The organism is Flavobacteriaceae bacterium, assembly GCA_003443635.1.
Lineage (GTDB): Bacteria > Bacteroidota > Bacteroidia > Flavobacteriales > Flavobacteriaceae > AU392.
Window position 1 is genome coordinate 2,969,843 of sequence record CP031964.1, and the last position, 22,199, is coordinate 2,992,041.

The window sequence follows — 22,199 nt, forward strand, 5'->3', positions numbered from 1 at the left end:
AATATTATTCTGATAGGGTTTTTTTATTACCCTTTAAAATTCCAATTGATAATTGGAAATGAGCGTTTATCATTTTTATTCCAAAGGCCTAATTGAATACCTCTATGGTTTTTTGCTTTATTAAAAACTCCTATTTGAACCCCTACTCCTTTAGTTTCAATTTCATTAAATCCTCCTAATTGCAATCCATTAAAATAATTAACTGTATTTCCAAAACCAATTAAAATACCATTAGATTTATATGCCTCATTACCAAGAGTGCTAATTATTAGTCCATTTGCTCTCTCTATATGATTAGAAATTCCAGCTATAGCTATCCCATCATTCTTTCTGCTATAATGTAAAAAGCCTGTAATTGTAATTCCATGAGAATCTATAAGTTCAAAAGAACCCGTAGTTAAATTAAAGCCATATATTTTTTGATTTACAGTTCCTGTTCTTATAAGAAATTCATAATCTTTATCTGATGTTGATAAAGGTGAACGTGGTGCCAAAAAATAAAATGGTGATAATAGAAATACTTCAGTATGTAAACCAAACGTCCTTCTTGTATTTCCATAATTAGTTTCGTTAATGAGATCAGTTGGAAAAGCACTTAAAGATATTCCAGCTATATCTGTGTTTTTAGCATATGAAATCCAAACAGGAAAACGAAATTTTTGTTCTTGACCATAAAAATCGGTATAAGAAAACATAATTGTAATAATTAAAATGATTTTTTTCATAATTGATTATTTTAAATTCAATTCAAATTTATTGTTATAATCACATCTTAATATATATAAATCATGAAAAGTAAAATATTTTTTTGTGATTTTCACAAATTATAAGTACTTTTAATATATGTTTCAAAATACTTTACTTCAAGAACTACAGAAGGCTTTACCAACTAACACCTCATTAATAGATGCTGTAGCCACAGCACTAGATATAAGTTATGATGCCGCACATAGACGTACAAGTTTAAAGAGTAAATTTTCGTTAGATGAAAGTATCATACTATCTAAATACTACAATCTCTCTCTAGACAAACTATTTGAAACTTCGTCCAAAAACTATGTAGCCCTAGAAAAAACTAAGCTTATAGAAAATGAATTGGATTTAGAACAGTATTTCAAGCATTCTCATCAGTCATTACAATTGCTTCTTAAGGATGTGGATAGCCATATTTTATATTCAGCGAAAGACATCCCTTTGTTTTACACTATTGGTGATGACTTGTTAAGTAGATTTAAAATATATGTATGGTTAAAATTATTAGACAGTAATTTTAAATCAGATAATTTTGAACAATTTGCACCTAGTGTATCATTAATACAATCAGGCAAGATATTAGGTAATTTATATGACGGCTTAAATATTACTGAAATTTGGGACATTACGACTATAAATAGCACCTTAAAACAAATCCATTTTTATTTCTATGCCGGACAAATATCTACTGATTGTGCTTTGCTATTATGCGAATCGTTACATCAATTAATTAATAAAATAACATGTAAAATAAAAACTTCACCTTACCAATTATACTATAATGAACTCTTATTAATGAATAATAATGTCCTAGTCACAACTCCAAGACAAGAGTTACTTTATGTCCCGTTTTCATTTTTATCTTACTTTTTAACTGGCGATAAACTAACTTGTAAACAAGCCAAAAATTATTTTGACAAACAGTTATTACATTCTAAATTATTAAATACTGCGGGCGAGAAAGAACAACAAATATTCTTCAATAAAATACACAATAAAATTAGTGCTTTAGAACAACTTATTAAGGCAACACAAGTTTTGGATTTTGAGTAACTTTAAAATAAAAAAATTAATAATTTATTTTTTTTGTAACATTAATTACTATTATTACGTATAACTATATGACAGGGCAGTGTAGCCTAAAAAATTTAGAAGGAGAATATTAAATGAGACAACTCAAAATCACCAAACAGGTTACCAATAGGGAAACCGCATCATTAGACAAATACCTACAAGAAATTGGAAAAGTTGATTTAATTACTGCTGATGAAGAAGTAGAATTAGCACAACGTATTAAAGCTGGCGATCAAATTGCTTTAGAAAAATTAACTAAAGCTAATTTACGTTTCGTTGTATCTGTTGCTAAGCAATATCAGAACCAAGGGCTAACTTTACCTGATTTAATTAATGAAGGTAATTTAGGGCTAATTAAAGCTGCACAACGTTTTGATGAAACTCGAGGTTTTAAATTTATATCTTATGCTGTATGGTGGATTCGACAATCTATCTTACAAGCATTAGCAGAGCAATCTCGTATTGTTAGATTGCCATTAAATAAAATTGGTTCTATTAATAAAATTAATAAAACTTATGCGTTTTTAGAGCAGTCTCATGAGCGTCCGCCAAGTGCTGAAGAAATTGCAAAAGAATTAGACATGACGATTAATGACGTTAAAGAATCTATGAAAAATTCTGGACGTCATGTTTCTATGGATGCGCCTTTAGTAGAGGGTGAAGATTCTAATCTTTATGATGTACTTCGCAGTGGAGAGTCTCCAAACCCTGATAGAGATTTATTACACGAATCATTACGAACAGAGATTGAACGTGCTCTAGAAACACTAACACCTCGTGAAGCAGATGTTATCCGTCTTTATTTTGGCTTAGGAAACCAACATCCTATGACTCTAGAAGAGATTGGAGAAACGTTTGATTTAACTCGTGAACGTGTTCGTCAAATTAAAGAAAAAGCAATTCGTAGATTAAAACATACGTCTCGAAGTAAAATATTAAAAACATATTTAGGTTAGGTTAAACTATACTCAACTATCACATGTTAGTTTTGAGTTCTATTTACGACTAAATAAACACTACAAACAGTTACATAACTGTTCGTTTTTTGATTGATGAAAGAACCCTCGGCTGATTACCGGGGGTTCACTTTTTTACAATGCTTAGTAAATCTCTTATCAAAGAACCTTTTCTTTTATATATCTTTGCCAAAACTTAACAAGAATATGAGTTCTAAACTAATAGCACCTTCAATTTTAGCAGCAGATTTTGGAAACCTCCAACGTGATGTAGAAATGGTTAATCAAAGTAATGCAGACTGGTTTCACATAGACATTATGGATGGCGTTTTCGTACCAAACATTTCTTATGGAATGCCGGTTTTAAAAGCAATTGCTCAGCATGCAAAAAAAACGATTGATGTACATTTAATGATCGTAGATCCTGATCGTTACATTAAAACATTTGCAGGTTTAGGCAGTAATATACTTACTGTACATTATGAAGCTTGTACACATTTACATAGAACACTTCAAGCCATTAAAGCTGAAGGTATGAAAGCTGGTGTAGCTCTAAACCCTCATACTAATATAAATGTTTTAGAAGATACTATTAACGATATTGATTTAGTTTGTTTAATGAGTGTCAACCCTGGTTTTGGAGGACAAAGCTTTATTGAAAATACTTATAATAAAGTTGAACAATTAAAAGCACTAATTAATCGTAAAGGCGCAACTACTTTAATAGAAATTGATGGAGGTGTTACTAATAAAAATGCAAAACAGCTAACTAATGCTGGTGCAGATGTACTCGTAGCTGGAAGTTATGTATTTAAAAGCAATGATCAAATTGAGACTATAAAAGATTTAAAATTAATAGCAAATAGTTAATAGCCTGCAAAATTAAAATTAAGCATCTGTTTTATTTTAGCATAAATTTCTGGAAATTGTGAGCGTAATTCTGAAGATGATTCAATAAAGCTCTCAATCACAACAGCTACAAATTCAAATTGATTAGTATAAGCATAAGCTCTAAAAAAAGTTGAATCAATTAATTCACGTCTTAAGCCATCATTATTTGCTAATAATTCAGTAAGTTCTTTAAAAGAATCTTCAAAAATAGTGGAACTCACATCTCTTTCTTTTATACTATTGAGATGTATAGCATGTGCAAACTCATGTATTCCAAGATTTAATTTATCGTTTTCAACATCATAACCTTCAATAAAATGATCCCAAGATAGTACCAAGATCTCTAACTTAGGGTTAAATTCTCCTTTATGATATTCTTGACTCGTATTAGAAAAAAAATCGCTTGGATAAATAAATATTTTATCAATTATTCCTATATAAAAATCACGAAATCCAAAAGTTAGCATAACAGCAGTAGCAGCTATTAAAATTTTTTTTTCATCATCAATAATAACATTATCTCTTCCAATAAATGTTTTATCTTTTATAAATTGAACAACTCTATGTTCAAAATATTTTTTCTCTTTGTCTGAAAGCTTTTTATAAAATGAAAACTGTTGTTGTAAAATTTGTAACTGATAAGGTTTTAGTTTTTTTTTATAAAGATATATATGATTATATAATGGCTTTTTATATTTCATTACATAAGCCATTTCAATTAATTTAATCGTATAATAGATAAACATTAACCCTATAACTGTAAAGAAAACCCCTAATATGATTTTACTTCCAAAAGTATATTCTTCTAAAACAGTAGTAATTAATAGCATTATAATAAAGTATAGATTTACAAACCTTAGTTAAATACAAATTAATAAAGATTCTTTCTTATAATTTAAAAAAAACGTGATACCGCATTAAAATTGGTATCAATAGTAATATGTAATATATCTATAATGCAAAAGCGAGTGGTTATTAAAATAACCACTCGCTTAAATTAATTTATAGAGTTATACTATAATTATTTTATTTTATTGTTTTGGCTTAATTACAATTTCATATTTCTCTCCATCTTTTAATAAAGCTTTAGTGAAATTTTGAAGATCTGAAGCTTTAATAGAATTCACAATATTTTCGAAATTTTTAGCCTCATTCATATTATATCCTTCTCGGAAATAATTTCTTAACAACGTCATATCATAACGATTATAATCTTGTTGTTGTTTTCTATCTTTAATAGTAGTCGCTAATACTTTATCTAAGTCTGATTGATTGATTTCACCATTAGCTATCTTTTCAATTTCTTTATGCACAATAGTTACTAGGTTTTCTATTTTATCTGGGTTACCATCAAAAAATACAGATAATGAAGCTTCAGTTGTTGGTCTTTTAGTCATGTTAGCAAATGCGCTTGCTCCATATGTACCTCCTTCATCTTCTCTTAACGTTTCTGTATATCTCAATTGTAATACTCTACCTAATGTTCGAGCTATAAATACATTTTTTAAGCTGTAATCCATATCGTTCTTATACGATATTCTAACTGTACTCTTAGGGTCTTCCATTTTTAAGAATACATCTTTATCTATATTACTACTAATCCAATCTGTAGAATTATCTTTCCAATTCTCTTTAGTATTGTTAGTTGGAATACTAGCGATATATTTTTCTAATAAAGGTTTTAATTGTTCTTTTTGAACATCACCTACAATAAAGAATTCAAAATCTGCTGCATTACCAAATCTATCCTTGTAAATAGATCGTACTTTTTCGAAAGAAATATCTTTAACAAAATTAGCATCGAACAATCTTTGCTTTGGATTGTTTTTACCATATAATGTGGTTGTTACACTATCTTGAATTTTCACATTAATGTTTTTACTTCTAGCAACTAATGCATTGTCAATATTCCCCATTAATACTTTATAACTATCATTATCAAAACGAGGTTTTACAAAACGTAAATGAGTCATTTGTAATAAAGTTTCAACATCTTTAGTTGTTGAATTCCCTGTGATACTCTCCGTTAATTCTCCAAGAGCAAGTCTAGTTGTTGCCGTTTTTCCAGCTAAAACTTTTGGTAAATCTGCACGAGAATAATCTCCTAAGCCTGAAAAATCAGCAACAGTCCCAACAAAATTAGCTGATGGAATACTAGCATCATCAATTAATGAAAGTCCGCCATAACTAATAGCATTTAATTGTACTTGGTCTTTATTTTTATTTACAAATTTATAATGTACTTTCACACCATTACTCAATGTAAATGTAGTAGCTCCTATAGCAGATTCTTCTTTTTCTGATATAATGCTTCCATTTTTAATAGTTAATCCTGACACTAAGGTTTTCCCACTAAATCCATCTTCATAAGCTGTTAGTGATGCATCATTTTCAGATGCTGATATAATCGCTAGAGCATCTTCTTTAGTTAAGTTTTTCTTACCTTCTACTCCAGTAACTGTTAATGTTCTATTATTTTTTGTATATAAATTTTTTATTGTTTCATGTAACTCATTTTTTGTAATTGCTCCAAAAATTTGTTTTACAATCTCATATTCTTTTACGACATCTGTCAAGTTATCATTTTCTAAATAATTTAGCTGAATAGTTCTAATAATAGCTTGATGAGGAGCATCATCCTTTCTAGCAATTTGATTTTCGTAAAATGTACTAAATTGTAATACAGCTCTTTTTATTTCTTCAGATGTAAATCCAAATTTGACAGCTCTATTAACTTCAGCAAAAACATCCTTAAATGCTTGATGTTGCATATCTGGTTTTGGGGAAATCCTTATAGAAAACGAATTTGAAGCTCTTGACAAGCCGCCATACCCTACAAATGCATTTAAAAATGATGCATCTGGTTTTTGAGAAATTTCTCTAAGGCGTGTAGAAATTAAATTTGTCGCTATCCCATTTAATAACGATGTTTTCAAATCTCCTATGGTTTCATTTTCTAAAGATTTAGGATGTCTAATTCCAAAACTAATTTGAGATGTTGTCACTTCTTTATCTTTAGCCATCGAGTATACTAACTCGTTATTATCTTCAATCTCTACTGTAAATCTTTCTTTCGGATTTTTAACTGCTGGAATACCTGAAAATAATTTTTTGATTTTTTGTTCTACTTCATCAATATTAATATCTCCTACTATAGCTATGGCTTGTAAATCTGTTCTATACCAATCGTGATAAAAATCACGTAACACTTTATAATCGAAGTTTTGAATAATATCCATCTCACCAATAGGTAAGCGTTCTGCATATTTAGAATTATTAAACGTAGTTCCTATATTATGTTGGAACACTCTTGCTGCTCCACTCTGACGCGTACGCCATTCTTCATTTACAACACCTCGTTCTGCGTCAATTTCAGAATCTGTAAGTAATAAATAATTAGACCAATCATGGAGTATTAACAAACCTGTGTCTATTAATTCTGGTGTAGTTGGTATATTATTTACATTATATACTGTTTCATCAAAAGATGTGTAAGCATTTATATCACGACCAAAAACAAGTCCGTGTTTTTCCATAGTATTTAAAATACCCTTTCCTTCAAAATTTTTTGTTCCATTAAATGCCATGTGCTCTAAAAAGTGAGCCAACCCTTTTTGGTCATCATTCTCTAAAACCGAACCTACATTTTGAATAATGTAATAACTAGCTACATCTTTTGTTACATCTGTACTTTTTAAATAATAGGTCATACCATTAGGTAGTACGCCTTTTTTGATCTCTTGATCAACAGGTAGTGGTTGGTTTAAATTAATGGTCTGTGCATTAATTACGATGCACATTAATAAAAATAGGGTTAGTGTTATTCTTTTCATTGTTTTCTTAATTATTCTGATTAAAATTTATATGTATGTCAACTAACAATAAGATTTGTTACAAAAAAATTATATAGTTTAATTTATAGCATGCAATATATTATATTTAAGAGGATTCGTACAAATTATTCAGAATTTAATTTAGTATATAAATCGATATCACAAATTGCTCTACAAATGTAGAATTAATTTTTAATTATTCAAACATAAAATAATTTAAAAAATGTTAAAATAATACTTCTAAAAATAATGTATTGAAAATAAAAAGTTCAACTATAAAATTAAATTAATTTTATAGTTGAACTTTTTTAGTGACCACGGAGGGATTCAAACCCCCGACCGCTGGAGCCGAAATCCAGTGCTCTATTCAGCTGAGCTACGTGGCCTTTAATATCTAGCTTTTGCTAAAACTTTATATTTTTTATGATAATTTATTTTTCACTATTGTAGAAATAGTTTTTCCATCTGCTCTTCCTGCTAATTCATTACTTACTACACCCATTACTTTACCCATATCTTTCATTCCGTTAGCACCAACTTTAGCAATAGTAGACACAACTACCTTTTCTATTTCTAATTCACTTAACGCCTCTGGCAAAAATTGACTTATAATTTCAACTTCTGCTAATTCAGGAGCTGCTAAATCTTCACGACCTTGTCCTAAGAATATGGCAGCACTATCTTTACGTTGTTTTACCTGTTTTTGAAGAATTTTTAGCTCTTGATCTTCAGTTAACTCTTCTGATGCTCCTCCTTCAGTTTTAGCTAATAAAATAGCTGACTTTATTGCTCTTAAAGCAGTTAAAGCTGTTTGATCTTTAGCTTTCATTGCAGTTTTTAAAGCCTTCATTAATTCACTTTGTAAACTCATTTCTTTCTTAATTTAGTTATGCGAAGGTAATAAAAAAAAGAAGTGTTTAAAACACACTTCTTTAAGCAAAAAGAAACCCGAAAAACGAGGGGGAATTTCGGGTTATATTGCGATTAGAGGACAAAAAAATGGATTAAAATCAATCTACATTATCGTGTAAAAATGAATTATTATTTCGTAGTTGTATATCATCATTATCATCTAACCCTACAGATAATCTTGAAGTATCATTAGTCTCCGACGAATGTTTTGCATCTTCAAGATCTACTCCTTGACGTTTATACGCTGGTACTTTTTCAATATCATCAATTTTAGCATTGTTAAATTTATAATTAAACTCTTTCATTCTTAAACGCCTCTCATCTGCACGTTCTTTTAAAATAACAGCTATTGGACTATTCATTGGATCTAACTCTTCTTCCACCTTCTCTTCTACAACTTGCTGTTCTACAACTTTTTTCTCAAAAACAATTTCTTCTTCAACATCTAAAGTCAACTCTGCTGACTCTTCTTGTTCATTTATTTTAGAATCTTTAATAATATAATCATCTAAAGCATATCGTGTTTCACCTGTTTCATTAGCTTCAGTAATAGTTATTAATTCTACATAATCTTTAACAGGAAGGTCTTTAATTTCATCATCTAATTCAAACATTATTGGCTCAACTTCAGGTTTAGATTCGGGCTCAATTGTTTTTTTAGATGGAGAAATTGGTAAATCAAAAGTTAAAATCGTTTGCTCTTCAGGCGTTTCTTCTATTTCTTCTTCATTACGAGAAGGAATTTCATTAATTATAAAATCATCTTCCTTAATTGCTTCTTGATTAAATATAATTTCTTCATACTGAACTTCTATATTCTTAATAGCATCAGTCATTTTAACCAAGTCCATTTCGTTTACTATATCTTCTTGTTCTTCTATAAGTTTATGAATTACTTTATCTTCTTTTTTGGTTAAAAGAATGTCAGGGGTAATTATGGTTGGTTCTTTTTCTGTTGACAAATCTTGATCACTAGATCTATCATCAGTTAATGAGTGTACTACTTTTTTTGCTTCTGTATTAGCAATTTCATCTTGTTGCTCAACATCAAAACCCGTGGCAATTATAGTTACAGAAATAGATTCATCTAAAGCATCATCTTCACCAACTCCCATAATAATATTTGCTCCATAACCAGCTTCACTTTGAATATGATCATTAATTTCTCCAATTTCATCAATAGTGATTTCTTGTGAGCCTGAAACAATGAGAAGTAATACGTTTTTTGCTCCAGTAATTTTGTTATCATTTAATAGTGGTGAATCTAAAGCTTTCATAATTGCTTCTTGAGCTCGATTAGATCCAGATGCTGTTGACGACCCCATTATAGCTGTACCACTATTACTTAATACTGTTTTTGCATCACGTAAATCTATATTTTGTGTATAATGATGAGTAATAACTTCTGCTATACCTCGCGAAGCTGTTGAAAGTACTTCGTCTGCCTTAGAAAAACCAGCTTTAAATCCAAGGTTACCGTATACTTCTCTTAATTTATTATTGTTAATTACTACCAGTGAATCTACATGAGTTCTAAGTGTTTCTACACCTACTTGTGCTTGTGCATTTCTTATTTTACCTTCAAATTGAAATGGCATTGTAACAATCCCTACAGTTAAGATGTCCATTTCTTTCGCCATTTTAGCAATAACAGGAGCTGCACCAGTACCAGTTCCTCCCCCCATTCCTGCTGTAATAAACACCATTTTTGTATTGGTATCTAACATGCGTTTTATTTCTTCTAAACTTTCAAGAGCTGCTTGCTCACCAATCTCTGGGTTTGCACCTGCTCCTAGCCCCTCTGTCAAGTTAACTCCTAATTGAATTTTGTTAGGCACTCCGCTATTTTGTAATGCTTGAGAATCTGTATTACAGATTACAAAATCAACACCTTTAATTCCCTGTTGAAACATGTGGTTAATTGCATTACTCCCTCCCCCACCTACACCAATTACTTTGATGACATTAGATTGATTTTTAGGCAAATCGAAGGTAATCCCAAAATCGTTATTACTACTCATAAGTTCGTATTTTACTGGTTTGTTTTTATATATTTTTAAAAATTGCCTTTGACAATTAAAGTTCCTTGTGTTATTTATTCTGCGTTATCTAAAAAATCTTTAACTCGCTCTGTAAGCTTATCTAAAAATGATTTTCTTTCTTTTACAGGTTTTACTAGTTTTTCTTCTTGAATCAAATGGGCTTCATCTTCATTTTTAATTTCATCTTCAGTAATATCTTCTTCTTGAGCTTTCTTGTATTGACGTTTAATGTCATCCATTACTAATCCTACAGCTGTAGCGTATAAAGGACTTGTTACTTCTTCATCACTATTTCCTGCCAAATGCTCATTAGGATATCCAACTCTAGTATCCATTCCTGTAATATATTCTACTAATTGTTTTAAATGTTTTAATTGACTTCCTCCTCCTGTAAGTACAATACCCGCAATTAGTTTTTTCTTTTGCTCTTCGTGTCCATAGTTTTTAATTTCAACATATACTTGTTCTATAATCTCTACTACACGAGCATGAATAATTTTAGATAAGTTTTTTAAAGTAATTTCCTTAGGTTCTCGACCTCTTAATCCTGGTATAGAGACAATCTCATTATCTTTATTTTCTCCAGGCCATGCAGAGCCAAATTTTATCTTTAATAATTCGGCTTGCTTTTCAATAATTGAACAGCCTTCTTTTATATCTTCAGTAATTACATTCCCTCCAAATGGAATTACTGCCGTATGACGAATAATTCCATCTCTAAATATGGCTAAGTCTGTCGTTCCTCCTCCAATATCAATCAATGCAACTCCCGCTTCTTTTTCTTCTTGACTCAATACCGCATTAGCAGATGCCAAAGGTTCCAAAGTAATTCCTTCTAAATTCAATCCAGCACTTTTTACACAGCGACCAATATTTCTAATTGAAGATACTTGTCCAACTACTACATGAAAATTAGCTTCTAATCTTCCTCCATACATCCCTATTGGTTCTTTAATTTCTGCCTGGCCATCAACTTTATATTCTTGTGGTAAAACATGAATTATTTCTTCTCCAGGAAGCATTACCAATTTATGTACTTGATTAATTAAACGATCTATATCCTCTTCATCAATTACTAATTCTGAATTTGATCTTGTGATGTAATCGCTATGTTGTAAACTTCTAATATGCTGTCCTGCAATACCAACTGTAACACCTTCAATTTTTTGGTCAGATGCCGCTTCAGCTTCTTGTACTGCTTGTTGAATGGATTGAATAGTTTGTGTAATATTATTAACAACACCACGATGTACCCCTAAGCTTTTAGATTTTCCTATACCAAGAATTTCTGCTTTAGAATATTCGTTCTTTCGTCCAATCATTGCCACAATTTTTGTGGTTCCTATATCTAATCCTACTGAAATATTATTACTTTCCATTAGTTTACTTTTTAGTGCATACAACTTGATTTTCAAATTGCAAATTCACTTTACTGTATTTATTTAGCGATTTATCTTTTTTAGCTTTTTGATAAAATGCTTTCAGGTTATTTATTTTTTTATCCAAATTATTTAAATCCCCTATAAGAATTTCAAAATCATAAACTCTCATTTTTAATTTTATATCAAGGTTTTGTGCTTGATAAATCTCTACAACATGTGTTTTTAAAAATTCATCTTTATAAATTTTATCAGCAATAGCATATACATTTTTCAAATTATCTTTTTTCACAAACCCTGTAATTAAAGGTGTTCTAGCTGCATAATTATTAGATAATGGCATTACTAAACCGTCTTCATCTATATAATACGATGTATTTGCATTAACTCTTGCTATAGGTTTTCTTTGAACAACATCTGCTTTAATCTCCCCATTAACAGAAAGGTAGACTTGAGCAGTTTTTATCATTGGATTAGATTTTAGGGCAAGTTCCAATCTATTCAAATCTAAAATATCTTTAGGCACCTTCGTAGCACTCTCTTTATTTTGTATTAACAATTTATTAACCGTTTCATGAGTGACAAACAAGTTCTCTTCTCCAAAAAAGTTAATTTCAACATCAGATATAGTTCGCATATCATTTCGTTTTGAAGAAAAGGCAAACAAGAACACCATCACTCCCAATAACAACAATGCTTTTATATAGTTCCAATTAACTCGCAATACTCAACTGTTTTTTAATAAATTCTACTTCTGCTCCTATATCTCCTGCACCAAGCGTTAAAACAACTTTGGCACTATTATTTTGTATTTCAGAAACCATTTCTGGTTTTGTAATTAATTTTTTATTGAGATTATTTATCTTATTTAGTAACCATTGCGAGTTTATCCCTTTTATAGGTAATTCTCTTGCTGGGTAAATATCCAATAAACGCACTGAGTCAAATTGTGATAAACTCTGTGCAAACTCATTTGCAAAATCTCTAGTACGACTATATAAATGAGGTTGAAAAATCACTAAAACCTCTTGATTAGGATACATTTCTCTAACTGCTTGGTGAACCGCATTAATTTCTTCAGGGTGATGTGCATAATCATCAATAAACACCAAATCATTTGATTTGATTTGATAGGTAAATCGACGCTTAACACCTTTATAAGATGCTAATGCTTTAGCAAGGCTATAAGGGGAACAGCCAAATTCTATAGCCATTGCTAAAGCTATTAATGCATTCGACAAATTATGTCTACCCGGTAGGTTAAATTTGAAGTTTTCAATATGTTGATTAGGTGTTTTTACATCAAACACATAAGTTCCTTTTTCTACTCTAATATTTGTTGCTGTATAGTCTGCATCTTCATTTACAGCATAAGTTATCCCTTCTATTGACAATCCTTTTTTAACAAACAGCTTTCCATTAGGTTTTAATCGTTTTGAAAATGCTACAAATGATGCTTCCATAGCTTCAGTTCCGCCATAAATATCAAGATGATCTGCATCCATTGATGTAATACAAGCATAATCTGGTGATAAGGTTAAAAATGAACGATCAAATTCATCAGCCTCAACTACAGACACCTTATTACCTTGAAGGATTAAATTTGAATTATAATTTTCTGAAATCCCTCCTAAAAAGGCAGTCATCTCAACATTACACTCTTTTAATAAATGTCCTAGTATACTTGTTGTTGTTGTTTTTCCATGTGTTCCTGCTACTGCCAAACAAATGGTATGTTCAGTAATCAATCCTAATATTTCTGATCTTTTTAATACATGAAATTTATTATTTCTAAAATAATTAAGTTCGCAATGCGTTTCTGATACTGCTGGAGTATAGATTACTAATGTGTTTTTTGAATTTAGATATCCTTCTGGAATATTATTGACATCATCTTCAAAATGAATTTTAACATCAAGGTGTTCCAATTCATCAGTAATTTCTGTTCGTACTTTATCATACCCCGCTACAGATTTGTTATTTGAAACAAAATAACGTGCAAGCGCACTCATACCTATACCTCCGATACCTATAAAATACACATTATGAATATTATTTAAATTCATTAACATAACAGTTTTTCTACTTCGTCCACAATATCTTTTGTTGCATTTATTAATGCCAGCTTTTTAATATTTTCACTTAACTCCTGTTGTTTATCTTTAGAGTTCACTAATTGCATAAATTTGTTTTCAAAATCTACCTCTAAATCTTCCTCTTTTATTAAAATTGCTCCTTTTTCCTCTACAATAGCATTAGCATTTTTGGTTTGATGATCTTCAGCAACATTTGGTGATGGTATAAAAATTACTGGCTTCCCTACGATACACAATTCTGAAACAGAGCTAGCTCCAGCGCGAGAAATAATTAAATCCGAAGCACCATAAGCCATATTCATTTCATTTAAAAAAGCATGAACTTGTACATTTTCTAACTTATTATATTTCTTATACTCGTCATAGTATAGTTTACCACATTGCCAAATCAGTTCAATATTTTGAGTTTGAAAGAATTCAAGTTTATCTTCTATTAGTTCATTTATTCGCCTTGCTCCTAAGCTTCCACCTAGAACCAATAATGTTAATTTGCTATGCTTTAATTTATAATGATCTTTTGCTTCTACACATTTTTCTTCTATACATAAAAGATCTTGACGAACAGGATTTCCTGTTTTAATTAATTTTTCTTTAGGAAAAAAACGTTCTAATCCATCATAAGCCACACAAATTTTTTTAGCTTTTTTAGACAAAATTTTATTTGTAATACCTGGGTACGAATTTTGTTCCTGTATTAAGCTTGGAACATTTCGAAAAACTGCCATTTGCAACAATGGTCCGCTTGCAAATCCTCCTGTGCCTATAGCTACATCTGGATTAAATGTTTTTAATAACCTTCTAGATTTAATTAAGCTACTTAATACTTTAAATGGAAATGATAAGTTTTTTAATGTTAGTTTACGTTGAATTCCAGAAATCCATAAACCTTCAATTTTATATCCAGCTTGTGGTACTTTTTCCATTTCCATTTTATCAAGTGCGCCAACAAATAAAAATTCTGTATCTGGGTAACGAAGTTTTATTTCGTTAGCTATAGAGATAGCTGGGTAAATATGCCCCCCGGTACCACCTCCTGATAATATGACTTTATATTTACTCATTAAATCGTTTCACTTAATATTTCGAGAGGATTATCTGTATCCTCATTTATTATTTGCTCCTTTATTTCTTGTCGTTTTACACTTACGCTTAAAATAATTCCTATTGCTAGACAGGTCATCCATATAGAAGTACCTCCACTACTTATTAATGGTAGAGTTTGTCCAGTTACAGGAAAAATTTCTACTGCTACTCCCATATTTACTAAAGCTTGAAATATGATAGGCAAGCCAACACCTATAGCCAATAGTTTACCAAAAATGGTATCTGCTTTTTGAGAGACAATTAAAATTCTGAATAACAACCAAAGGTATAGTACCATTAAAATCAACCCTCCTAGCAATCCATACTCCTCTATAATAATTGCAAAAATAAAATCGGATGACGATTGTGGCAGGAAGTTCTTCTGAGTACTTTTTCCTGGACCAACCCCAGTCATCCTACCCGAAGCAATTGCAATTTTGGCTTTCTCGATTTGATAATCTTCTTCGGTATCTTCTCCATTTATAAAATTCTCTACTCTACTTGCCCAAGTATCAATACGATTAGGCATCGCCTCAGGGAATGCTTTAGCAGCCAAAACAAACACGATAAAAACTCCAATCCCGCTTAGAAGAATTAAACTTAGATATCTTTTTGGATATCCTCCCAAAAAAGCCAATACCATAACCATAACAAAAATTAAGGCACTTGTCGAAAAGTTTGCCGGAAGTATTAATGCTAACACTAAAAATACTGGAAACCAAAGCGGTAAAATACTTTCACTAAAAGTGATTTTTTTATCTTTTATTTTAGATAAGTACCGTGCAACGTATATCATTAATACAACAGAAGCTAATGTTGAAGGCTGAAATGTAAAGCCTACAAAAGGAATTTGTATCCAACGTTTAGCATTTGTTAGACTCTCTGAAGTATCAGTTTGAAACATAGTTAATGCTAATAGCACTAACACAACAGGAATCATAACCATTGACAACCCTCTAAAATAACGATAAGGAATACGATGCACCCCATACATTATCGTAAACCCTAAAAACAAATGCATAAAATGCTTAACAAAATAACTAAACGTATTTCCGTCTCCAGCATATGCTAAATTACTAGCCGCACTATATACAGGTAAAAAAGAAAATACGGCCAATAATGTTGCAATTGCCCATATTAATCGATCCCCTTTTATGTTTTTAAAAAACGTTTGCACGACCTTTACTATTTATAATTTTCTTACAGCGGTTTTAAATTGCCGCCCTCTATCTTCATAATTTTCAAATAAATCAAAACTAGCACAAGCTGGTGACAATAAGACATTATCTCCAGCTTCTGCAATTTTATAAGCTATTTTAACTGCTTCGTTCATATATTCGGTTTCTACAATAACATCTACCATATTACCAAAGCTTTCAAACAACTTTTGATTATCAACTCCTAAACAGATAATCGCCTTAACTTTTTCGTTCACAAATCGAAACAGTTCTCTATAATTATTTCCCTTATCTTCACCACCAACAATCCAAACCGTAGGGGCATCCATACTTTCTAAAGCAAAATATGTAGCATTTACATTAGTAGCTTTTGAGTCGTTTATATACTGTACTTTATTAATACGAAGTACATTTTCTAGGCGATGCTCAACACCTTCAAAGTTTTCTAAACTTTCTCTTATTGTTTCTTTTCTTATTTTTAATAAATGCGCCACTGTTGATGCTGCCATAGCATTTTTAACATTGTGGGAACCTTGTAAAGCAATAGTCTCTGTAGGCATAATTATTTGATTATTATCTATAGTTATTAGTATATTATTTTCTTTTATATATGCGCCATTTTCAATCTCTTTTGTTAATGAAAATGGCAATAATTTTGACTGAACTGGATTCTCTTTTATGTATTTATTAATCACTTCATCATCCGCATCATAGATAAGATAATCGTCTTTAGTTTGATTTTTTGTAATTCTAAATTTTGAAGCAATATAATTTTCAAACAGATATTCATATCTGTCCAAATGATCAGGTGTAATATTGGTAATAATTGCAATATGCGGTTTAAAAGCTTCTATTCCATCTAATTGAAAACTGCTTAATTCTAAAACATAGTTTTTAAAACTAAACTCATGCACTTGTTTTGCAAAACTATCTCCAATATTCCCAGCTACCCCTACATCTAAGTTTCCATTTTTTAAAATATGATGCGTTAATGCTGTAGTAGTAGTTTTTCCATTACTCCCTGTAATTCCTATTAAAGTGGCATCTGTATATTTTGCTGCAAATTCAATTTCAGAAATTACTGGCACCCTGTTTTCAATTAGTTTTTGCACTAATGTTACTTTATCTGGAATTCCTGGGCTTTTCATCACAATGTCTGCATTCAAGATTTTAGCTTCTGTATGCTTCTCTTCTTCCCATTCAATCTCATTATGTATAAGAACGTTTTTATAATTTTCTTTAATTTTTCCTTTATCGGAAACAAAAACTTCAAATCCTTCTCGCTTACCTAAAAGTGCTGTTCCAACACCACTTTCTCCACCTCCAAGAATTACTATTTTTTTCATTTATCGTATTTTCAATGTCACTACAGATAGAATTGCCAATAAGATTCCTATAATCCAAAATCGAGTTACAATTTTACTTTCGTGATATCCTGATTTTTGATAATGATGATGTAATGGAGACATTTTAAAAATACGTCTTCCTTCTCCATATTTCTTTCGTGTATATTTAAAGTACCCTACTTGAAGTACAACCGATAAGTTTTCTGCTAAAAATATTCCGCATAACAACGGGATTAACCATTCTTTACGAACAGCAATTGCTATTACTGCAATAATACCACCTATAGTCAAACTTCCAGTATCTCCCATGAATACCTGAGCCGGATATGTATTATACCACAAAAATCCAATTAAAGCACCTACAAAAGCTGCTATATAAATTGAAATTTCTTCAACTCTCGGGATATACATAATATTTAAATAATCTGAAAAAATGATATTACCTGATACCCAAGCAAAAACCCCAAGAGTAAGAGCAATAATAACTGAAGTTCCAGCAGCTAAACCATCTATCCCATCGGTAAGATTAGCTCCATTAGACACTGCTGTAATTAAAAATATAACAAATGGAATGAATATAATCCAAGCATATTTACCCCAATTAGGGTTTATCCAAGTAATTAAACTCGCATAATCAAATTCATTTTTCTTTACAAATGGAATGGTTGTTTTTGTAGATTTTATTTCTGGTTGGAGTTTTATAGATTCTACTCTATCCGCTTCTACAATTTCTGTTTGTGATTGTAATGGTTGTTCTTTTATAGTCACTCCATTATGAAAATATAATGTTGTTCCTACTATAAGCCCAAGACCAACCTGTCCTAATACTTTAAACTTACCTTTTAATCCTTCTTTATCGTTTTTGAATTTTTTAATATAATCATCTATAAATCCAATAATTCCCATCCATACGGTAGTAACCAAAAGCAATATAATATAGATATTATCTAATTTCGCAAATAAAAGCACTGGAATTAATGTCGCTAAAATGATAATAACTCCACCCATTGTCGGTGTTCCAGCTTTTTCTTTTTGTCCCTCTAAACCTAGATCTCTAATTGTTTCACCTACTTGTTGTTTTCTTAAAAAATTAATAATTCGTTTTCCATAGATTGTAGAAATCAGCAATGAAAAAATCATTGCCATAGCAGCTCTAAAAGATATATACCTAAATAGAGATGCTCCAGGAAATTCAAATTGTTTTTCTAAATATTCAAACAAATAGTACAGCATATTATTTTTGTAATTGTTTTAAAAACTCTTCTACTATTTTATAATCATCAAAATTCGTCCTTACCCCATTTATTTCTTGATAAGTTTCATGTCCTTTACCAGCAATTAATATGATGTCTTTAGAGTTTGCTAATTGACAAGCTGTTTTTATTGCTTGCTTGCGATCTAAAATTGACATTGTTTTTTTAAAGTATTGCGGTTCTACACCAGCTTCCATTTCTTCAATTATAACTTCTGGTTTTTCTGTTCTGGGATTATCACTTGTAAAAATCACTTTAGTGCTTAAAGTTGAAGCAATATTGGCCATTACTGGTCGCTTTGCTTTATCCCTATCTCCACCACAACCAACTACTGTGATTAATTTCTCATTTTTAGTTCGTATGCTATTTATTGTTTCTAACACATTTTTAAGAGCGTCAGGTGTATGCGCATAATCTATTATTGCTGTCACTTCGTTAGACATTAAATATTGAAAACGCCCACTAACACTTTCTAAATCACTTATCAAGCGTAATATTTCCACATTTTCTAATCCTAATAAATCTGCTGTACCATAGATAGCGAGTAAATTATATGCATTAAAATTTCCAATAAGTTTTGTCCATAGTTCATTATCATTAATCTTTAATAATAATCCACTAAGCTGATTTTCTAAAATTTGAGCTCGATAATCAGCATAACTTTTTAATGCATAGGTGTATTTTTTTGATGCTGTATTTTGCAACATAAACAGGCCATTTTTATCATCAACATTAACTAATGAAAATGCTGATTTTGGAAGATTATCAAAAAACCTCTTCTTAACATCACGATATTCTGCAAACGTATTATGATAATCTAAATGGTCATGAGATAAATTAGAAAAAATACCACCTGTAAAGTGCAATCCTTTTGTTCTATTTTGATGAATTCCATGAGAACTTACTTCCATAAAACAAAACTCAACACCCTCATCATTCATCTCTTTTAAATATTTGTTTATTGTAATCGGATCTGGGGTTGTATGTGTGGCATCATAAATTTTATCATCTACAGCAATTTTTACAGTTGAAAGTAATCCAACTTTATAACCTGCTTTTTTAAATAGTCGATAAAGTAAACTTGCAATAGTTGTTTTCCCATTAGTTCCTGTTACACCAACAAGTTTTAGGTTTTTTGATGGTACTCCATAATAATTTGAAGCCATAATTGCCAATGCTTTACTTGAATTATCTACTGCTACATAGGTAACATTATCTTCAATTATATCAGGCATGCTTTCACAAATTACAGCTATTGCTCCCTGCCGTATGGCTTTATTTATATAATCATGACCATTTACTACTGTTCCATTAACTGCAACAAACACATCATTCTGTCTTATATTCCTTGAATCAAAATGCATTTCACTTACTTCAAGGTTTGTGCTTCCAACTATGGCATTAAGTGTAACCTTATACAATATGTCTTTTAACAATATCACAGCAAGTTTAATATTACGGTTTGGTTTTTCTTTAACTTCACTCCTTGAGCAACAGATTGCGTTTTCACTTTTCCGCTACCTATCATTTTTACTTTTACCCCCATGTTTTCCAATAAAGTAATAGCATCCATAGCTGGTAAGCCTTTTAAGTTTGGCATTATGGTTTTATAGGTTTGAGCAGTTTTATAGTAAGATTCATAATCTCCTACAACAGCCATATCTTTCTCTTCTAAATTTTCTACAGCATCAATTACAGGGGTATCTGTATATATTTTTTGTGCGATTTTTTTAAATACTGGCGCAGCCACTACATTCCCATAATATCCAATTTTCTTATCAGGTTTATGAATTACTACAATACAAGAATATTTAGGATTTTCTGCTGGAAAATAACCTGCAAAAGATGATATATATAAACCTGGTTCTTTCCAATACTCTGTTTGACAAGTACCAGTTTTACCAGCCATTGAAAAATTGGGAGAATAAATATTATGAGCTGTCCCATGTTTTTTTTCAACAACATTTTTCATCATTTGTTGTACTTTTTTAGCTGTTTCTATACTACAAACTGATGGGTTTATTATCTCCTTTTCAAAAGGCACAATGGTTTTATCAAATTCTTTTACTTCTCTTAAAAAACGAGGCTTCACCATTTCACCATCATTTGCAATAGCATTGTAAAACGTCAATGTTTGCAATGGAGTTAATTGTACACCATATCCAAAAGCCATCCAAGGCAAGGCAATACCACTCCATTCTTTCTTAACAGAAGGATGAGGAATAAAGGGTTCTCCTTCTCCAATAATTGGTAAATCCAATTGATTATTTAACCCCATTTTATAGAGTCTATCTACAAATTTTGAAGGTTTATTATTATAATTATTATGAATCAATTTTACTAAACCCGTGTTTGATGAAACTTCAAATGCTCGAGAGGCCGAAATTTTCCCATAACCTCCATTTCTTGAATCTCTCACATTTCTACCGTAGAATGTAAGTATCCCTTTTTCGGTATCCACAACATCACTAGTATCAATAACTTTATCTTCCAATGCTGCAACCATGGCCATCAATTTAAATGTTGAGCCTGGTTCGTGACTTTCTCCTACTGCATAATTTAAACGCTCATAATAAGTCCCTTTTGAAGTACGTCCAAGATTAGAAATTGCTTTAATCTCTCCTGTTTTTGTTTCCATAACAATCACACTCCCATGTTCAGCACTGAACTTTTCTAACTGTTCTAATAATGCATGATGTGCAATATCCTGTATATTAACATCTATAGTAGTATATATATCATATCCATCTTGAGGTTCTACCTGATTATTATCTCCTATAGGTTTCCACTGTCCTTTCCCTATTTTTTGTTTTAAACGCTTTCCATCCGTTCCTCTTAAATATTTCATTCCAAAAGCGCCGTCAATGCCCGGACGAGTTATATTACCATCTTCATCTGTACGCTCATAACCTATAGTACGTTGAGCGATACCACCCATTGGATGTTCACGTTTTGTTTTTTGTTCAACAATTAACCCGCCTTTAAAAGCTCCTAAATTCAATAAAGGAAATTTTCTAAACCTTAAATAATCACCATACCCTAAATTTCGAGCTAGTAAAAAATATCGATTTTTATTTGTTCTTGCTTTCCTAATATTTTGTTGATAATAACTTGACGTTCTACCGTGATATTTAGCTAAAGAATCACTTAATCCTTTTATATATTTTTCGAAGTTTTTCTCTGAAGATGTCAAGGCATCTATTCTAATATCGTATTTAGGAACTGACGTTGCCAATAAACTCCCATCAGCAGAATACACATTACCTCTATTTGCAGGAATAGTTACATTTTGCACAGTTCTCTTCTCTGCTAGTTCACGATACTCATCTCCCTGTACGAATTGAATTTTCGCCAATTTAAAGACTACCAAAAGAGCGAAGATGAACATACATCCTGCTACAAA

The 22,199-nt window shown here is 30.8% G+C and carries 17 protein-coding genes and 1 tRNA gene; 3 read left to right on the top strand and 15 right to left on the bottom strand.

What is annotated here, in order from left to right:
• Nucleotides 1-26: 26 nt before the first annotated feature.
• On the bottom strand, nucleotides 27-725 hold the full coding sequence (locus D1817_13670; GenBank protein ID AXT20887.1) for a hypothetical protein: 699 nt from the start codon (nucleotides 723-725) through the stop codon (nucleotides 27-29).
• Nucleotides 726-843: 118 nt separating this feature from the next.
• Between D1817_13670 and D1817_13675 the strand changes: the two genes are divergently transcribed.
• The 3 genes from D1817_13675 to D1817_13685 all read left to right on the top strand — a co-directional run bounded on the left by D1817_13675 (nucleotide 844) and on the right by D1817_13685 (nucleotide 3,653).
• Nucleotides 844-1,806, top strand: coding sequence for a hypothetical protein (locus D1817_13675; protein ID AXT20888.1), 963 nt, complete (start codon nucleotides 844-846; stop codon nucleotides 1,804-1,806).
• Between the two features lie 113 nt (nucleotides 1,807-1,919).
• Nucleotides 1,920-2,783, top strand: a complete 864-nt coding sequence (locus tag D1817_13680; protein ID AXT20889.1) for a sigma-70 family RNA polymerase sigma factor — start codon at nucleotides 1,920-1,922, stop codon at nucleotides 2,781-2,783.
• A 207-nt stretch (nucleotides 2,784-2,990) separates the two neighbouring features.
• Nucleotides 2,991-3,653 (top strand): ribulose-phosphate 3-epimerase, encoded by a 663-nt coding sequence (locus D1817_13685; protein ID AXT20890.1) that lies wholly within the window; start codon nucleotides 2,991-2,993, stop codon nucleotides 3,651-3,653.
• Here the strand turns inward: D1817_13685 and D1817_13690 are convergent.
• The 14 genes from D1817_13690 to D1817_13755 form a co-directional block, all read right to left on the bottom strand.
• Nucleotides 3,650-4,504: a hypothetical protein gene (locus D1817_13690; protein ID AXT20891.1), complete on the bottom strand. Its 855-nt coding sequence runs from the start codon at nucleotides 4,502-4,504 to the stop codon at nucleotides 3,650-3,652. The genes D1817_13685 and D1817_13690 overlap by 4 nt on opposite strands.
• 201 nt (nucleotides 4,505-4,705) lie before the next feature.
• Nucleotides 4,706-7,507 (bottom strand): insulinase family protein, encoded by a 2,802-nt coding sequence (locus D1817_13695; GenBank protein AXT20892.1) that lies wholly within the window; start codon nucleotides 7,505-7,507, stop codon nucleotides 4,706-4,708.
• Between the two features lie 309 nt (nucleotides 7,508-7,816).
• Nucleotides 7,817-7,893, bottom strand: a tRNA-Arg gene (locus D1817_13700).
• A gap of 35 nt (nucleotides 7,894-7,928) precedes the next feature.
• Nucleotides 7,929-8,378: a GatB/YqeY domain-containing protein gene (locus tag D1817_13705; protein AXT20893.1), complete on the bottom strand. Its 450-nt coding sequence runs from the start codon at nucleotides 8,376-8,378 to the stop codon at nucleotides 7,929-7,931.
• Between the two features lie 139 nt (nucleotides 8,379-8,517).
• Complete coding sequence (gene ftsZ / locus D1817_13710; GenBank protein ID AXT20894.1) at nucleotides 8,518-10,440, bottom strand: cell division protein FtsZ; 1,923 nt, start codon at nucleotides 10,438-10,440, stop codon at nucleotides 8,518-8,520.
• A gap of 74 nt (nucleotides 10,441-10,514) precedes the next feature.
• Complete coding sequence (gene ftsA / locus D1817_13715; GenBank protein AXT21292.1) at nucleotides 10,515-11,840, bottom strand: cell division protein FtsA; 1,326 nt, start codon at nucleotides 11,838-11,840, stop codon at nucleotides 10,515-10,517.
• A 4-nt stretch (nucleotides 11,841-11,844) separates the two neighbouring features.
• On the bottom strand, nucleotides 11,845-12,564 hold the full coding sequence (locus D1817_13720; protein ID AXT20895.1) for a hypothetical protein: 720 nt from the start codon (nucleotides 12,562-12,564) through the stop codon (nucleotides 11,845-11,847).
• Entirely contained in the window at nucleotides 12,554-13,906 is a 1,353-nt protein-coding gene (locus tag D1817_13725) for a UDP-N-acetylmuramate--L-alanine ligase (GenBank protein ID AXT21293.1), read from the bottom strand. Before D1817_13725 ends, D1817_13720 begins: the two co-directional genes overlap by 11 nt.
• On the bottom strand, nucleotides 13,906-14,997 hold the full coding sequence (murG, locus tag D1817_13730; protein AXT20896.1) for an undecaprenyldiphospho-muramoylpentapeptide beta-N-acetylglucosaminyltransferase: 1,092 nt from the start codon (nucleotides 14,995-14,997) through the stop codon (nucleotides 13,906-13,908). The genes D1817_13725 and murG overlap by 1 nt, the downstream gene beginning before the upstream one ends.
• Nucleotides 14,997-16,196, bottom strand: coding sequence for a cell division protein FtsW (locus D1817_13735; protein ID AXT20897.1), 1,200 nt, complete (start codon nucleotides 16,194-16,196; stop codon nucleotides 14,997-14,999). The genes murG and D1817_13735 overlap by 1 nt, the downstream gene beginning before the upstream one ends.
• A 12-nt stretch (nucleotides 16,197-16,208) precedes the next feature.
• The gene (murD, locus tag D1817_13740) at nucleotides 16,209-17,543 is read right to left on the bottom strand and encodes a UDP-N-acetylmuramoyl-L-alanine--D-glutamate ligase (protein AXT20898.1); all 1,335 of its coding nucleotides are present in this window, start codon (nucleotides 17,541-17,543) and stop codon (nucleotides 16,209-16,211) included.
• The gene (locus tag D1817_13745; GenBank protein AXT20899.1) at nucleotides 17,544-18,776 is read right to left on the bottom strand and encodes a phospho-N-acetylmuramoyl-pentapeptide-transferase; all 1,233 of its coding nucleotides are present in this window, start codon (nucleotides 18,774-18,776) and stop codon (nucleotides 17,544-17,546) included.
• A gap of 1 nt (nucleotide 18,777) precedes the next feature.
• Nucleotides 18,778-20,238, bottom strand: a complete 1,461-nt coding sequence (locus D1817_13750; GenBank protein ID AXT20900.1) for a UDP-N-acetylmuramoyl-L-alanyl-D-glutamate--2,6-diaminopimelate ligase — start codon at nucleotides 20,236-20,238, stop codon at nucleotides 18,778-18,780.
• The gene (locus tag D1817_13755) at nucleotides 20,235-22,184 is read right to left on the bottom strand and encodes a PASTA domain-containing protein (protein AXT20901.1); all 1,950 of its coding nucleotides are present in this window, start codon (nucleotides 22,182-22,184) and stop codon (nucleotides 20,235-20,237) included. The genes D1817_13750 and D1817_13755 overlap by 4 nt, the downstream gene beginning before the upstream one ends.
• Between the last annotated feature and the right edge of the window lie 15 nt (nucleotides 22,185-22,199).

Coding starts and splice junctions, on each gene's coding strand:
- D1817_13670 (AXT20887.1), bottom strand. CDS start 725: ATGAAAAAAATCATTTTAATTATTACAATTATGTTTTCTTATACCGAT.
- D1817_13675 (AXT20888.1), top strand. CDS start 844: ATGTTTCAAAATACTTTACTTCAAGAACTACAGAAGGCTTTACCAACT.
- D1817_13680 (AXT20889.1), top strand. CDS start 1,920: ATGAGACAACTCAAAATCACCAAACAGGTTACCAATAGGGAAACCGCA.
- D1817_13685 (AXT20890.1), top strand. CDS start 2,991: ATGAGTTCTAAACTAATAGCACCTTCAATTTTAGCAGCAGATTTTGGA.
- D1817_13690 (AXT20891.1), bottom strand. CDS start 4,504: ATGCTATTAATTACTACTGTTTTAGAAGAATATACTTTTGGAAGTAAA.
- D1817_13695 (AXT20892.1), bottom strand. CDS start 7,507: ATGAAAAGAATAACACTAACCCTATTTTTATTAATGTGCATCGTAATT.
- D1817_13705 (AXT20893.1), bottom strand. CDS start 8,378: ATGAGTTTACAAAGTGAATTAATGAAGGCTTTAAAAACTGCAATGAAA.
- ftsZ (AXT20894.1), bottom strand. CDS start 10,440: ATGAGTAGTAATAACGATTTTGGGATTACCTTCGATTTGCCTAAAAAT.
- ftsA (AXT21292.1), bottom strand. CDS start 11,840: ATGGAAAGTAATAATATTTCAGTAGGATTAGATATAGGAACCACAAAA.
- D1817_13725 (AXT21293.1), bottom strand. CDS start 13,906: ATGAATTTAAATAATATTCATAATGTGTATTTTATAGGTATCGGAGGT.
- murG (AXT20896.1), bottom strand. CDS start 14,997: ATGAGTAAATATAAAGTCATATTATCAGGAGGTGGTACCGGGGGGCAT.
- murD (AXT20898.1), bottom strand. CDS start 17,543: ATGAAAAAAATAGTAATTCTTGGAGGTGGAGAAAGTGGTGTTGGAACA.
- D1817_13745 (AXT20899.1), bottom strand. CDS start 18,776: ATGCTGTACTATTTGTTTGAATATTTAGAAAAACAATTTGAATTTCCT.
- D1817_13755 (AXT20901.1), bottom strand. CDS start 22,184: ATGTTCATCTTCGCTCTTTTGGTAGTCTTTAAATTGGCGAAAATTCAA.